Annotated in this window: 10 protein-coding genes; 2 read left to right on the forward strand and 8 right to left on the reverse strand. The window is 66.5% G+C overall.

Annotation, left to right across the window (positions count from 1 at the left end):
- The first annotated feature begins 75 nt into the window (after positions 1-75).
- Positions 76-2,367: a RelA/SpoT family protein gene (locus JOF45_RS05415; RefSeq protein ID WP_342591404.1), complete on the forward strand. Its 2,292-nt coding sequence runs from the start codon at positions 76-78 to the stop codon at positions 2,365-2,367.
- Here JOF45_RS05415 and JOF45_RS05420 read toward each other — a convergent pair.
- The 7 genes from JOF45_RS05420 to lipB all read right to left on the reverse strand — a co-directional run bounded on the left by JOF45_RS05420 (position 2,322) and on the right by lipB (position 9,868).
- Positions 2,322-3,095, reverse strand: coding sequence for a hypothetical protein (locus tag JOF45_RS05420; protein WP_210048378.1), 774 nt, complete (start codon positions 3,093-3,095; stop codon positions 2,322-2,324). The genes JOF45_RS05415 and JOF45_RS05420 overlap by 46 nt on opposite strands.
- Positions 3,096-3,135: 40 nt before the next feature.
- A complete protein-coding gene (gene ruvX, locus JOF45_RS05425; protein WP_210048379.1) occupies positions 3,136-3,612 on the reverse strand; it encodes a Holliday junction resolvase RuvX in 477 nt (158 codons plus the stop codon).
- A complete protein-coding gene (gene alaS, locus JOF45_RS05430; RefSeq protein WP_210048380.1) occupies positions 3,612-6,311 on the reverse strand; it encodes an alanine--tRNA ligase in 2,700 nt (899 codons plus the stop codon). Before alaS ends, ruvX begins: the two co-directional genes overlap by 1 nt.
- Positions 6,312-6,427: 116 nt before the next feature.
- On the reverse strand, positions 6,428-7,060 hold the full coding sequence (rpsD, locus tag JOF45_RS05435) for a 30S ribosomal protein S4 (RefSeq protein WP_210048382.1): 633 nt from the start codon (positions 7,058-7,060) through the stop codon (positions 6,428-6,430).
- Between the two features lie 188 nt (positions 7,061-7,248).
- A complete protein-coding gene (locus JOF45_RS05440) occupies positions 7,249-8,055 on the reverse strand; it encodes a DUF4191 domain-containing protein (protein WP_210048383.1) in 807 nt (268 codons plus the stop codon).
- Positions 8,056-8,075: 20 nt separating this feature from the next.
- The gene (gene lipA, locus JOF45_RS05445; protein WP_210051328.1) at positions 8,076-9,056 is read right to left on the reverse strand and encodes a lipoyl synthase; all 981 of its coding nucleotides are present in this window, start codon (positions 9,054-9,056) and stop codon (positions 8,076-8,078) included.
- Positions 9,057-9,136: 80 nt separating this feature from the next.
- Positions 9,137-9,868, reverse strand: a complete 732-nt coding sequence (gene lipB, locus JOF45_RS05450) for a lipoyl(octanoyl) transferase LipB (protein WP_210048384.1) — start codon at positions 9,866-9,868, stop codon at positions 9,137-9,139.
- Positions 9,869-9,966: 98 nt separating this feature from the next.
- Between lipB and JOF45_RS05455 the strand changes: the two genes are divergently transcribed.
- Entirely contained in the window at positions 9,967-11,721 is a 1,755-nt protein-coding gene (locus JOF45_RS05455) for a serine/threonine protein kinase (protein ID WP_210048385.1), read from the forward strand.
- 110 nt (positions 11,722-11,831) lie between these two features.
- On the opposite strand, the gene sucB is transcribed toward JOF45_RS05455, so the two are convergent.
- Positions 11,832-13,634: a 2-oxoglutarate dehydrogenase, E2 component, dihydrolipoamide succinyltransferase gene (sucB, locus tag JOF45_RS05460; protein WP_210048386.1), complete on the reverse strand. Its 1,803-nt coding sequence runs from the start codon at positions 13,632-13,634 to the stop codon at positions 11,832-11,834.
- Positions 13,635-13,646: the final 12 nt, after the last annotated feature.

The raw sequence follows: 13,646 nt of genomic DNA on the forward strand, positions 1-13,646 counted from the left end.
AGTAGGTCCGCACTGGTGAATGACGCGTCCGCCCAGGCCGTCTCGCACTCGGCTGCCACGCCACCGTCCCCGCCGGTGACGCGACGAGCGCGCGCCGTCGGCGTGGTGGGGGACTCCGCGGACGGGGAGTCTCCGCTGCTGGAGCCGCTGGTGCGGGCCGTGCGCTCCAGCGGCAGCGACGAGGACATTCCGCTGATCCGGCGAGCCTTCGAGGTCGCCGAGTTCCACCACCGTGACCAGAAGCGCAAGAGCGGCGACCCCTACATCACCCACCCCGTGGCAGTGGCCACCATCTTGGCGGAGCTGGGGCTCAACGGCTCGACGCTGGCGGCGGCTCTGCTCCATGACACAGTGGAGGACACCGACTACAGCCTGGACCAGCTCACCGCCGACTTCGACGAAGAGATCGCCCTGCTGGTCGACGGAGTCACCAAGCTGGACAAACTGAAGTTCGGCGACGCCGCCCAGGCCGAGACGGTGCGCAAGATGGTCCTGGCGATGGCCAAGGACATCCGGGTGCTGATGATCAAGCTGGCGGACCGGCTGCACAATGCTCGGACATGGCGCTACGTGCCTGCGGAGAAGAGTGCCAAGAAGGCCAAGGAGACTCTGGAGATCTTCTCTCCGCTGGCTCATCGGCTGGGCATGAACACGATCAAATGGGAGCTGGAGGACCTGTCCTTCGCAGCTCTGTATCCCAAGGTGTACGAGGAGATCGTCCGGCTGGTGGGGGAGCGGACCCCGCAGCGCGAGAAGTTCCTCTCCGAGGTGCGTCAGACGATCGCCGATGACCTCAACGGGGCCAGTCTCGCGGCGACGATCACCGGACGGCCCAAGCACTACTACTCGATCTATCAGAAGATGATCGTCCGGGGTAAGGACTTCGACGACATCCATGACCTGATGGGCGTGCGTGTGCTGGTGGACTCCGTCCGGGACTGCTACGCCGCGCTGGGGACTCTTCACGCGCGATGGAACCCGCTGCCGGGCCGGTTCAAGGACTATATCGCGATGCCGAAGTACAACATGTACCAGTCGCTGCACACCACGGTGATCGGCCCGCAGGGCAAGCCGGTGGAGATTCAGATCCGCACCTATGAGATGCACCGTCGCGCAGAGTACGGCGTGGCGGCGCATTGGAAGTACAAGCAGAAGGCTCCCCACGACGGCGGCGGCCCGGAGGTCACCACCGGGGGCTCCACAGGCGGGGCCACCACACAGCAGTCCCAGGCCACAGAAGACATCGGTTGGCTGCGTTCTCTGGTGGACTGGCAGTCCGAGACCAAGGACCCGGACGAGTTTCTGGACTCGCTGCGCTATGAGATCAACGCCAAAGAGGTGTTCGTCTATACGCCCAAGGGCGAGGTCATCGCGCTTCCTGCCGGATCGACTCCGGTGGACTTCGCCTATTCGATCCACACCGACGTCGGCCATCGCACCATCGGCGCGCGGGTCAACGGCAAGTTGGTTCCGCTGAACTCCGAGCTGCAGCACGGTGATTGGGTGGAGATCTTCACCTCGAAGGCCGAGAGCGCCGGGCCGAGCAGCGACTGGCAGCACTTCGTCAAGAGTGCCAGGGCACGCAACAAGATCCGCCAGTGGTTCAGCAAGGAACGTCGTGAAGAGGCCGTCGAGCGCGGCAAAGATGATCTCACCAAGGCCATCCGCCGTTCGAACCTCCCGCTGCAGAAGGTGATGAACCCGGATGTCCTCACCGAGGTCGCCCAGCAGCTGCACTACCCGGACATCTCCGGACTCTACGCCGGCATCGGGGACAGCCATGTCTCCACTCAGAACGTCATCGAGCACCTCACAGCCCTCTTCGAACCGGAGGAGGAAGAGTCCGAGGAGCACGACACCACTCCGATCACCAAGCCCAGCTCCGCACCCAGTCAATACTCCGACGCCGGTGTGATCGTCCGAGGCGCGGGCAACGTGCTGGTGAAGCTGGCCCGCTGCTGCACCCCCGTGCCACCGGATGAGATCGAAGGGTTCGTCACCCGCGGCCAGGGTGTCTCGGTCCACCGATCAGGCTGCCGCAATGTCAATCAGCTGCGGGACCAGCCCGGACGCCTGGTCGAAGTCGAGTGGGCTCCCACCAAATCCTCGGTCTTCCTGGTGGAGATCCAGGTCGAGGCCCTGGACCGAAAGTCGCTGCTCTCGGATGTGACCCGGGTGTTGGCAGAATCTCAGGTCAACATCCTTTCGGCGAGCGTGCAGACCTCACGGGACCGCGTGGCCATCTCCCGCTTCTCCTTCGAGATGGGCGACCCGCGCTATCTCAACCATGTGCTGAACTCTGTGCGACGCATCGACGGCGTCTACGACGTGTACAGAACCGTCGGCAAGCGCCGCGAGACGGAATGATCCAGCGCCTCCAGGATGCACTGACGGTGCTCGGGGGTGGGACGACTGCGGTGGTAGCTGCGGGCACGCACTGCCATGATCTCCTCGGCGATCGTCTCCAGATCGCTTCCTCGGGACTGCAGGTGGCTGAGCAGCCTGCCCAGCGTCTCCATGCGCCGGGTCCAGGCGGCCACGTCGGCGTCGTGCAGGGCTTCGACATGCTCATCGGGCTTCCAGGATGAGGTGCGCCGGGGCCAGTAGCTGACCTCCGTGCGGAAGAAGGCCTGCTGCTGCGAGGCCTTGTCCACCGCGCCTCGGCTGCCCACTGTTCCGATGCCCAGGAACAGGTCCACAGCTGTCCGCAGAGCGGTGGTGACCGGCAGATGGTCGATCCCGGTGATCTCCGTATCCAACAGGGTCACCTGGTGGATCTGACGCTGCAGGTCCATCTGCGGCCGGTGCCTCAGGAACCCCTCGGTGCAGAGGCTCAGTCGCTCGGGCGCGGGGGCACCCAGATGGACCCATGCCGCAGTCTCTCCGCAGACTGCGGTGGCGGGCGCAGCGGTCTGGTTCAGCACCAGGCGGAGGGCACGGGCCCGGAGGGCGGCTGTCTCCGGAACATGGGAGGCGACATAGACCTGGGCGAACAGATGGCGCAGGTATCCCTCCTTGGCCATGATCTGCAGCTCTTCGGAACGGAACGTCCCGTCGGGGCGGTACAGATCTCGGAAGGGGTCTGTTGCGGTCATGCCCCCCAGCATGACGCAGAACGCTCGACGGCGCCTGCGGCTATCCACAGGCTCGGCCCGGCTCCACTCCCTGAGTGCGGCGGATCTCCAGCGCGTGTTCGAGGATCTCGACGGCGGCAGCCTGATCGATCCGGTCACGTTGGTCTTTGGACTCCACCCCGGAGGCACGCATCTTATCCGCCGCCGAGACGGTGGAGAGGCGCTCATCGACCAGACGGACATCGGCCGACAGCTCTGCCTCTGCCAGACGTCCAGAGAGCGCCTGAGCGTAGTCACGCGCCTTCTGCGTCGAGGGGGTCTCCGCGCCGGAGAGAGACAGGGGCAGACCGACGTAGATGACGGTGACGGCACGATCGGCCACGATCTTGGTGAGCATCCGCAGGTCGGAACCCCTGTTCGGGTCCCGGCGCAGTGTCATCACCGGTGTGGCCAGGAGCGCATCGGGGTCAGTGGCGGCCAGGCCGACGCGGGCATCGCCCACGTCGACTCCGAGCCGGACGCCGGGACGCTGCGGCATCAGCCGCGGTTCCTCACGGAGGCAACCAGTCCGTCCAGCGCTTCGGTGATCTTGGAGGGGTCCTGACCGCCGCCCTGGGCGATGTCCGGCTTCCCGCCGCCACCTCCGCCCAGCACGCCGCAGGCCTGCTTGACCAGATCACCGGCGGACACCCCCTCGGCGCGTGCCTCTTCGGTGGTGGCCACCACGATGAGCGGACGCCCCTTGGACTCTGCCGCCACGGCCACCACAGCGGCCCGGGAGCCGAAGCGTCCCCGCAGGTCCATGGCCAGATTCCGTACGTCATCGGCCCCGGAGACGGTTCCGGCGTTGTGGGCCAGGACGTCGACGCCGGCGGCATCGACCGCTTGGTCGACCAGCGCACCGGCCTGGGCGCGCAGCTGCTCGGCACGCAGACGCTCCAGCTCACGCTCAGTCTCCTTGAGCTTGGCCAAGGTCGACGAGATGCGATCAGGCACCTGATCGGCAGGAACCTTGAGCATCTCGGTGAGCTGGTTGACCAGAGTGCGTTCGGCGGCGAAGTGCTCGAAGGCGTCCATCCCCACCAGGGCCTCGACCCGTCGGTTGCCCGAGCCCACCGAGGCTTCGGAGAGCAGCGCCAGGGTGCCGATCTCTGAGGTGGAGGACACGTGTGTGCCGCCGCAGAGCTCACGGGACCACGGGCCGTTCATCTCGACCACCCGCACCTCGTCGCCATACTTCTCGCCGAAGAGCATCATGGCCCCGAGCTTCTTGGCCTCGTCCAGGCCCATCACCTGCGTATTGACCTCATAGTTGTCGCGGATGGCGAGGTTTGAGATCTCCTCCAGCTCCTGACGGGCACTCTCACTCATCGCCTGATCCGCGGAGAAGTCGAAGCGCAGGTAGCCCTCTTTGTTGAAGGAGCCGGCCTGGACAGCTTCAGGCCCGAGCACATCGTGCAGAGCAGCGTGGATGATGTGGGTGGCCGAATGGGCCTTCTGAGCGTCCAAGCGGCGCCGCAGGTCGATGGCCCCCAGTGCCTCAGCCCCCGCAGGGACCTCTCCGGAGACCACACGTGCACGGTGGACGGAGAGCCCCTTGATGGGGGACTGGACGTCGGTGACCTCGATCTCGAATCCATCACCGGTGATCCGCCCGGTGTCGGGTGCCTGGCCGCCGGCCTCGGCATAGAACGGTGTGGCGTCGAGGATCAGCTCGACCTCCTCGCCGGCTGCGGCGCGGTCACGACTCTCACCGTCGACCACGAGCCCCCGGATCCGGGACTCAGTGGTGTGCTCGGTGTAACCGGTGAAGTGGGTCGGAGTGTCGGCCAGCAGCTGCCGGTAGACCTCGGTGTCGGCGTGGCCCGACTTCTTGCCCTTGGCGTCGGCACGGGCGCGCTCACGCTGCTCGCTCATCAGCTCGCGGAAGCGGCCCTCGTCCACCGAGACGCCGGCCTCAGCAGCCATCTCCAGGGTCAGATCGATCGGGAAGCCGTAGGTGTCATGCAGAGCGAAGGCGTCTGCGCCCTTCAGCGGAGCTCCGGTGGACTTGGCGGCGGACACCGCAGACTCCAGGCGCTCGGTGCCGGCGGCGATGGTGCGCAGGAATGCCTGCTCCTCACGCTCGGCCACCTGAGCGATCTTCGAGAAGTTGGTCGCGACCTCGGGGTAGACACCCTTCATGGCGTCACGGGAGACGCCGATCAGGTCGGAGAAGACCGGCTTCTCCACGCCCATCAGGCGCATACCGAGGATGACCCGGCGGATGAGTCGGCGCAGGATGTAGCCTCCGCCCTCATTGCCCGGGCGCACGCCGTCGGAGATCAGCATGAGGGCGCTGCGGGTGTGGTCAGCGATCATCCGCAGCCGCACGTCAGTCGTGTGGTTGGGGTCCTGCGGATCTTCTGTCGAGGTGTAGGTGACCCCAGCCAGCTCCTGAGCGCGGTCGAGGACCGGCCGGACCTGGTCGGTCTCGTACATGTTCTCCACGCCCTGCAGGATCATCGCGAGACGCTCGAGGCCCAGACCGGTATCGATGTTCTGCTTCTCCAGCGGACCGGCGATCTCGAACTCGGACTTCGACTGCACCGACGACAGGCGGTACTGCATGAAGACCAGGTTCCAGATCTCCACGTACCGGTTCTCATCGGCGGCAGGGCCGCCGTCGGCGCCATAGGCCGGGCCGCGGTCGTAGTAGATCTCGGAGCATGGCCCTCCGGGGCCGGGCTGGCCGGTGTTCCAGAAGTTGTCCTCGGGGCCGAATCGCTGGATGCGGTCCTCAGGAACTCCGACGGTGTCGCGCCAGATGCCGAATGCCTCATCGTCATCCTCGTAGACGGTGACCCACAGTCGTTCCGGATCCAGACCGAAGCCGCGCAGCCCGGTCTCCGGATCGCCGTCGATGGGGCTGGTCAGCAGCTCCCACGCCATGGGGATCACGCCGGCCTTGAAGTAGTCGCCGAAGCTGAAGTTGCCACACATCTGGAAGAAGGTGCCGTGGCGGGCGGTCTTGCCCACCTCCTCGATGTCCTCGGTGCGGATGCACTTCTGAACAGAGACGGCGCGGTCATACGGCGCTGTCTCCGTACCTGTGAAATAGGGGATGAAGGGCACCATCCCGGCGATGGTGAACAGCAGAGAAGGGTCGGGGGAGACCAATGAGGCCGAGGGCACCTTGGTGTGGCCCTTGGCCACGAAATAGTCGTACCAGGTGCTCGCGATGTCCTCAGACTTCATGATGGGGATGACCCTTCTTCCGCTGTGGGTGATGACTGGACAATCTTAGTGGATACAGCGAAGCCCGCCGCATCCCGGTGGGGACGTGACGGGCTTCGCTCAGTGCGCTGAAGGGATCAGCGTGCGTAGTACTCGACCACGAGCTGCTCTTCGCAGGTCACGGGGACCTCGGCGCGCTCGGGCTTGCGGCTCAGGGTGGCCTGCAGCTTGTCGATCTCCACGGACAGATAGCCGGGCACTGCGGGCAGCACGTCCTGGTGGGCGCCGGCAGCTGCGACCTGGAACGGCTCGAACTTCTCGGACCGCTCGTGGACCTGGATGACCTGGCCGGGCTTCACGCGGTAGGACGGACGGTCCACGCGCTTGCCGTTGACAGTGATGTGGCGGTGGACCACGAACTGACGGGCCTGGGCGATGGTCCGAGCGAAGCCGGAGCGCAGGACCAGAGCGTCAAGGCGGGACTCGAGCAGCTCGATGAGGTTCTCACCGGTCAGGCCCTCGGACTGACGCTTCGCCTCTTCGTAGTAGCGGACCATCTGCGACTCGCGGATGCCGTACTGGGCGCGAAGGCGCTGCTTCTCGCGCAGACGCACTGCGTAGTCGGAGTCGGTCTTGCGGCGGGTGCGGCCGTGCTGGCCGGGGCCGTAGGGGCGGCGCTCCAGGTACTTCTGGGCTTTGGGGGTCAGCGCAACGCCGAGGGCGCGGCTGGCCTTCACGGTGCGGCGACCGCGCAGGGGTGTGGTGGGCATAGTGTGCCTTTCGTATCAGTCGGCATCGTGGTTTATCGCAGCTGCGCGGCACGAAGGAAGCACAGCTGCGTCCTGGCCTCCGGATCACACAGGGAGAGCTCGAGCTGCCGAGTGCTCGATGACTACGACAGAAGACATACTTCTGCCTGCCAGACAGCAGACCACTCTACCAGATCGTCTGAGCAGGATCAGCCGCGCAGCGCTTTGCGATCAGGCCGGACACGGTAGGGGTCCACGCCCTTCGGAATAGGGGGCTTGGTGTTGGACAGGGCCCCGATGCGCTTCTCGACAGCGTTGACCTCGTGCTTGGTCAGCGTCTTGGGCAGCTTCTTGATCGACTTGGTCAGCTTGGACAGCGGAACCTGTTCCTCGCCGCGGCCGCACTGGACGACGTGGACAGGAACGTTGGGCAGGTAGCGGGAGAAGCGGCGTCGCTCCTTCTCGATCATCTTGTTGACCCGACCTGCCGGGCCCTCGGAGACCAGGATGAGTCCGGGACGGCCCACCACGCGGAACACAGCGTCCTGAGTCTTGGGGTTCATCGCCACCGGGTCCTCGGTGACGATCCATCCGCGGCGCAGCGTGCCCAGGGCGGCAGCAGATGCTCCCGGGCGTCCCTCGATCCGAGCGAAGGCCGCCTTCTCCGCCCGTCGATTCATCACGATCATCGCGGCCAGCAGCCCGAAGGGCACTCCGATCAGCAGACCGGTCACCCAGTGGAAGGGAAGCAGCACACTGAAGAGCACAAAGCTGACCGCCAGGGTGACGAGGAAGGCCAGAGCCATCCACCAGACGATGTTCGGGTCGAACTCCCGGGTCATGCTGAAGACCTGCTTCAGCCGGGCGAAGAAGCCTTCGCCCTTGTTCTTCTTGTCCTTGCGACGCGACTTGCGAGCCTTCTTCTCAGCGGCCTGCTGGGCCCTGAGCTTCTTCAGCTGGGCCTTCGCCTCGGCTTTGGAGGTGACCTGGGGAGTGGAGGATGAACCGGTTGCCATAATGGCTCCAGTCTAGCGCATCAGTGCCCGGCGGCGACCAGCGTAGCGGCCTCCTGACGGGTCTGCCCGGACGGTTCGATGTGGGAGAGCTCGGCCGGGATCTCCCAGCCCTTCTTCTGCATGGCCTTGGCCCACAGCGAGCCGGCTCGGTAGGAGGAGCGCACCAAGGGCCCGGACATCACGCCCAGGAAACCGATCTCTTCGGCCTCCTGCTGGACGTCGAGGAACTCCTGGGGCTTGACCCAGCGGTCCACCGGCAGGTGGCGCGGAGTCGGACGCAGGTACTGAGTGATGGTCAGCAGGTCGCAGCCGGCGTCGTGAAGGTCCTGGAGAGCCTCCGAGACCTCTTCCCGCGTCTCGCCCATGCCCAGGATGAGGTTGGACTTGGTGATCATGCCGTGGCTGCGGCCCTGAGTGAGCACATCGAGGGAGCGCTCGTAGCGGAAGGCCGGGCGGATGCGCCGGAAGATGCGCGGCACCGTCTCCACGTTGTGGGCGAAGACCTCGGGCTTGGCCTCGCAGATGCCAGCGATGTTCTCCTCCTTGCCGGAGAAGTCGGGGATCAGGATCTCCACGCCGGTGCCAGGGTTGAGCTCGTGGATCCTACGGATGGTCTCGGCATAGAGCCAGACGCCCTCATCGTCGAGATCGTCGCGGGCCACACCGGTGACTGTGGCGTAGCGCAGCTGCATCTCTGCCACCGACTGGGCCACCTGCAGCGGCTCGGACTCGTCCAGTGCGGCCGGGCGACCGGTATCGATCTCGCAGAAGTCGCAGCGCCGCGTGCAGGCCGAGCCGCCGATGAGGAACGTCGCCTCGCGGTCTTCCCAACATTCGTAGATGTTGGGGCAGCCTGCTTCCTCGCAGACCGTGTGCAGGCCCTTCTGGCCCACACGCTTCTTCATCTCCACGAACTCCGGGCCCATCTTGACCTTAGAGCGCATCCATTCCGGTTTGCGCTCCACGGGCACTGCGGCGTTCTTCGCCTCGACTCGCAACATGCGGCGCCCCTCGGGGGCCACGGTGGAGCTGGCTGCGCTGCCTGTGCCGCATCCTCCGGCGGGACGGACTGCCTGTTCGGTCACTGGGGGACACCTTCCTTCGGCTGTGCGATGGAGCAGGCACTGGTCACCGGCTCCTCATCGGCGGACTGAGAGGTCCGCTGGCCTGCACCGATGTACTGGGGCAGGGCTGATTTCAGTTCTTCGGCGATACGCTCGACCACGTCGGCCGGACGGACCGTGCGTCCGAGCTCGCGACTGATCGTGGTGGTGTCGGCGTCGCTGATCCCGCAGGGGATGATGTTCTCGAACGGGTCCAGGGAGTTGGAGCAGTTGAGGGCGAATCCGTGCAGCGTCACCGACTGGTGCACGCGGATGCCCACTGCAGCGATCTTGCGGTCACGCAGACCGTCGGTGAGCCAGACCCCGGAGCGGCCCTCGACCCGCTGTCCCTGGATCCCATAGTCCTCGGCCAGCACCTTCATGATGACCCCTTCGAGGGTGCACACGTAGTCCTTGACCAGGGAGCGGTCGCGCAGCTGCAGGATGGGGTAGCCCACGAGCTGACCGCGACCGTGCCAGGTGATCTTGCCTCCGCGGTCCACATCGATCACCGGCGTCCCGTCTTTGGGACGGTCTGCCTCTTCGGTGCGCTTGCCGGCGGTGTAGACGTCGGAGTGCTCCAGCAGCAGGACAGTCGAGGGGGATGAACCCTCGCGGACGCTGGTGTGGAGATGACGCTGCAGCTCGAGTGCCTCGGTGTAGTCGACCAGTTCGGGGTCGAAGCCGAGGCGGCGAAGTTCGAGGTCCATGCCCCCAGCCTAAACCTTCAGAGCTTAGAGATGTGACCGCACCGACGCAATGGAAGGGGCGTCGCATCTGTGGAGAACGGCCTCGGAGCGCCAGCCCTGTGGAGAAGCGCAGCACCGTCGTCGAAGATTGGGGCAGTGTGGGCGTCATGCAGAGCAATGATGAGACCCAGCGGCCCCCGACGGTGCCAGGCTTCTCGGTGCGGAGGCTGCTGGGCACCGGCGGCGCTGCCACCGTGTGGCTGATCAGACGGGCTGGCGCCGCCTCGCCTCAGATGCGCAGTCTGCCCGAAGAGATCGCACTGAAGCTGCCCCACGGGGCACCCGAACCCCACACGATTCCGAGGGCTGAGACCGATGCGCCCACGCAGGCGCAGTCACAAGCCGCGCCCGAAGACATCAGGGCTGAGCTGCAGGCCATGGAGCCGCTGCGACACCCCCACATCGTGCGTGCCTACGGAGCAGTGCAGACGTCGCGGGGAACCGGCCTGCTCCTGGAGCCCTATACGGGTGGGTCGCTGAGTGCCCTGATCAGGGCAGAGGGCCGCATCGGCCCGGGCGAGCTGGTGACTGTGCTGAGTCCTGTCGCTGAGGCCACGGCCCATCTGCACGGGCTGGGCGCTGTCCACGGTGACATCTCAGCGGGAAACATACTGCTGGCCCCCGACGGTCGTCCTGCACTGGCCGACTTAGGGGAGGCCCAGCTGCTGGGGACATCGCTCAGCGAGCGAGGGACACCCGGCTTCATGGCCCCGGAGCGTGAGGACCTGATGCGCGAGAATCTGAGGCGCAGCCAGCAGGAGGAGCGCAGCCTCTCGCGCAGGCTGGCGCGTGATCTCGCCCCAGAAGCTGACGTGTATTCCTTGGCCGCCGTCTGCTGGTTCGCTCTCACCGGTGAGAGGCCACCGCGGGTACGGGAACGGATGCCGCTGAGCGCCCACTGCCCACAGGCCCCGCCCCGCCTGGTCAGACTGCTGGAGGAGGCCCTGGCCGAGCATCCGGAGGATCGCCCGAGCGCCGGTGAGTTCGCCCACGATCTCTTCAGAGCCGCACCTGCACAGCCGGTGGACCTGAGCGCCCACGTCGATGACGAGGTCCTGCCCGAACTGCCCACACGCCTGCCGGACCCTCAGGATGGTCCTCGCCTGCGCCTCAGCGGCGCTGTGCGCAGCAGAGCCGTGCTGGCCGCCGCTGCGGCTGCGCTGCTCCTCGGGCTCGGTGCAGCAGTGTGGTGGGGGACCTCAGGGGACGACGTCGCCGACTCGGCAGTCGGTCATGCTGGGGGAACCCGGGAAGCTGATGACCTCACGCCGGACCCGGAGGCGGCAGACACGCCGGAGGCCCACGAGGCCCTGGAGCTGCTGGCCCAGGACGAGCCGGTGGACGCCCTGGACGGCATCGTGGAACTGCGCTCGGAGGCACTCAGCGATCCCAGCTCAGACCTTCCGCAGACATACACAGTGGATGACTCCCCGGCGCTCACCGCTGAGCGCGAGCTGATGGACACTCTCCATGCCTCCCAGATCACCTATGAGGATCCCGCGCTGCGGATCGAGCCCCTCGACGGCACTGCGGAGGCCCCCACCACCGGGGACTCGCATGAGATCGTCGCAGCCGCCGAGGACGAGTCTGTCCTGGACGTCCGCGTCAGTGTCTACGACGTCCGCACTGACCAGCTGCACAGCCAGGACGTGAGGCTGGTCCTGCACCGCGTCGAGGGCAGCTGGCTCCTCTACGAGGTCCAAGATCTGGACCCTCTGGGGGTCGACGCCGGGGACCAGAGCAGGCCGGAGACCGAGAGCGGGCCCGATGGACGGCGCAGGCCGGACGGCGAGGCCGGAGCCGATGGAGCATGAGTGCGGGGGCTCGACGGTCGCCGCTTCGATCGTGGGCGCAGACAGCTGTGGGGGCCTGCTCACACGAGCGGGCCCCCACAGGGACAGACGACTTCAGAGGAAGTCGGGGATCACAGCCCCAGCTGCGCCTCGAAGTTGCCCTCCTCCAGACGCGCCTTCAGCGTCTGCAGGAAGCGGCCGGCGTCCGCGCCGTCCACGATCCGGTGATCGTAGGTCAGCGAGAGGTACATCAGGTGGCGGATTCCGATGGTGTCGTTGCCATCAGCATCGGTGACCACCTTGGGACGCTTCTCGATGGTGCCGGTGCCCAGGATGGCGACCTGGGGCTGGTTGATGATCGGAGTGTCGAACAGCGCGCCCACCGAACCGATGTTGGTGATGGTGAACGTGCCGCCGGCCAGCTCCTCCGGGCCGATCTTGCCGTCACGGGTGCGACCGGCCACGTCGGTGATCTTCTTGGCCAGCCCGGCCATGGAGAGGTCGCCCGCGTCGGAGATCACGGGGACCAGCAGGCCCTTCTCCGTGTCCACGGCGAAGGCCAGGTGCTCAGCGTCGTGGTGGACGATCTCCTGCGAATCCTCGTGGTACTCGGCGTTCAGCTTGGGGTGCTGCTTGAGTCCCTCCGTGACTGCCGTAGCGATGAACGGAAGGTAGGTCAGGTTCACACCGTTCTGCTCCTTGAAGGACGCCTTCGCCTTGGCACGCAGGTTCACGATGCGGGTCATGTCGACCTCCTGCACCTGCGTCAGCTGGGCCGAGACCTCCAGGGACTCCTTCATCCGCCGGGCGATGACCTGGCGGATGCGCGGTGCCTTCTCTGTCGTGCCGCGCTTGGTGGTGTCCACCTCGACCTTCGGCGCAGGCTTCGAGCCCTCGCCGCCGGCCGGTGCCGACTCAGCCGGGGCCGAGGACTTCTTCGTCTCGGCCGCGTCCAGGACATCCTGCTTGCGGATGCGGCCACCCACGCCGGTGCCCTTGACCGAGGAGAGGTCGATGCCCTCCTGCTTGGCCAGCTTACGCACCAGCGGAGTCACATATCCCTCCCCCGAGGAGGACGAAGCAGCCGAGGAGGACGACGCCGGTGCGGGCTTCTCCTCAGCCTGTGGGGCCTCCTGCTTCGGCTCCTGCTTGGGGGCCTCCTCCTGCTTGGGCGCTTCCTCCTGGGCAGGTGCGGCCTCGGCCTGCGGCTCCTCAGCAGGCGCCTGCTCTTCGGCAGACTTCTCCTCAGCCGGCTCCTCCTGAGCGGGTGCCGATCCGCCTGCGGAGGCGCCCGAACCCACCAGGGCCAGCACAGCGCCGACTTCGACGGACTCGTCCTCGCTGACCTTCAGCTCCTGGACGGTTCCGGCGACGGGGGAGGGAACCTCGGTGTCCACCTTGTCGGTGGAGACCTCGAGCAGCGGCTGGTCGACGTCGACCTCGTCGCCGACCTCCACCAGCCAGCGGGTGACAGTGCCTTCTGTCACCGACTCACCGAGGGCTGGCAGGGTGACCTCCTGAGCATCACCCGACGGGGCAGAGTCGGAGGAGGACTCAGTGTCCTCTGCCGGGCTCTGCTCCTCTGCGACAGCCTCGGCTCCGCCGGCCTCACCGGCGGCCGGGGTGGGGGCCTCCTCCTCAGCCTCGGCGGGCTCCTCGCTCTGCTGGGCAGGTTCCTCGGAACCGCCGCCGGAGCTGCCGTCGCCGATCTTGACCAGCGGTGCGCCGACCTCGACGGTCTCGTCCTCGCTGACCAGCAGCTCCTCGATGGTGCCGGCGGCGGGGGAGGGGACCTCGGTGTCCACCTTGTCGGTGGAGACCTCGACGATCGGCTGGTCGACCTCGACCTCGTCACCGACTTCGACGAGCCAACGGGTCACAGTGCCTTCGGTGACGGATTCACCGAGGGCCGGAAGATTTACAGTCTCAGACATTGTGTCCGACTC

The organism is Nesterenkonia lacusekhoensis (genome assembly GCF_017876395.1).
GTDB classification, from domain to species: domain Bacteria; phylum Actinomycetota; class Actinomycetes; order Actinomycetales; family Micrococcaceae; genus Nesterenkonia; species Nesterenkonia lacusekhoensis.

Excerpts from the sequence above, each read along its gene's own strand:
- JOF45_RS05420 (WP_210048378.1), bottom strand. The coding sequence starts at position 3,095 with ATGACCGCAACAGACCCCTTCCGAGATCTGTACCGCCCCGACGGGACG.
- ruvX (WP_210048379.1), bottom strand. The coding sequence starts at position 3,612 with ATGCCGCAGCGTCCCGGCGTCCGGCTCGGAGTCGACGTGGGCGATGCC.
- alaS (WP_210048380.1), bottom strand. The coding sequence starts at position 6,311 with ATGAAGTCTGAGGACATCGCGAGCACCTGGTACGACTATTTCGTGGCC.
- rpsD (WP_210048382.1), bottom strand. The coding sequence starts at position 7,060 with ATGCCCACCACACCCCTGCGCGGTCGCCGCACCGTGAAGGCCAGCCGC.
- JOF45_RS05440 (WP_210048383.1), bottom strand. The coding sequence starts at position 8,055 with ATGGCAACCGGTTCATCCTCCACTCCCCAGGTCACCTCCAAAGCCGAG.
- lipA (WP_210051328.1), bottom strand. The coding sequence starts at position 9,056 with ATGTTGCGAGTCGAGGCGAAGAACGCCGCAGTGCCCGTGGAGCGCAAA.
- lipB (WP_210048384.1), bottom strand. The coding sequence starts at position 9,868 with ATGGACCTCGAACTTCGCCGCCTCGGCTTCGACCCCGAACTGGTCGAC.
- sucB (WP_210048386.1), bottom strand. The coding sequence starts at position 13,634 with ATGTCTGAGACTGTAAATCTTCCGGCCCTCGGTGAATCCGTCACCGAA.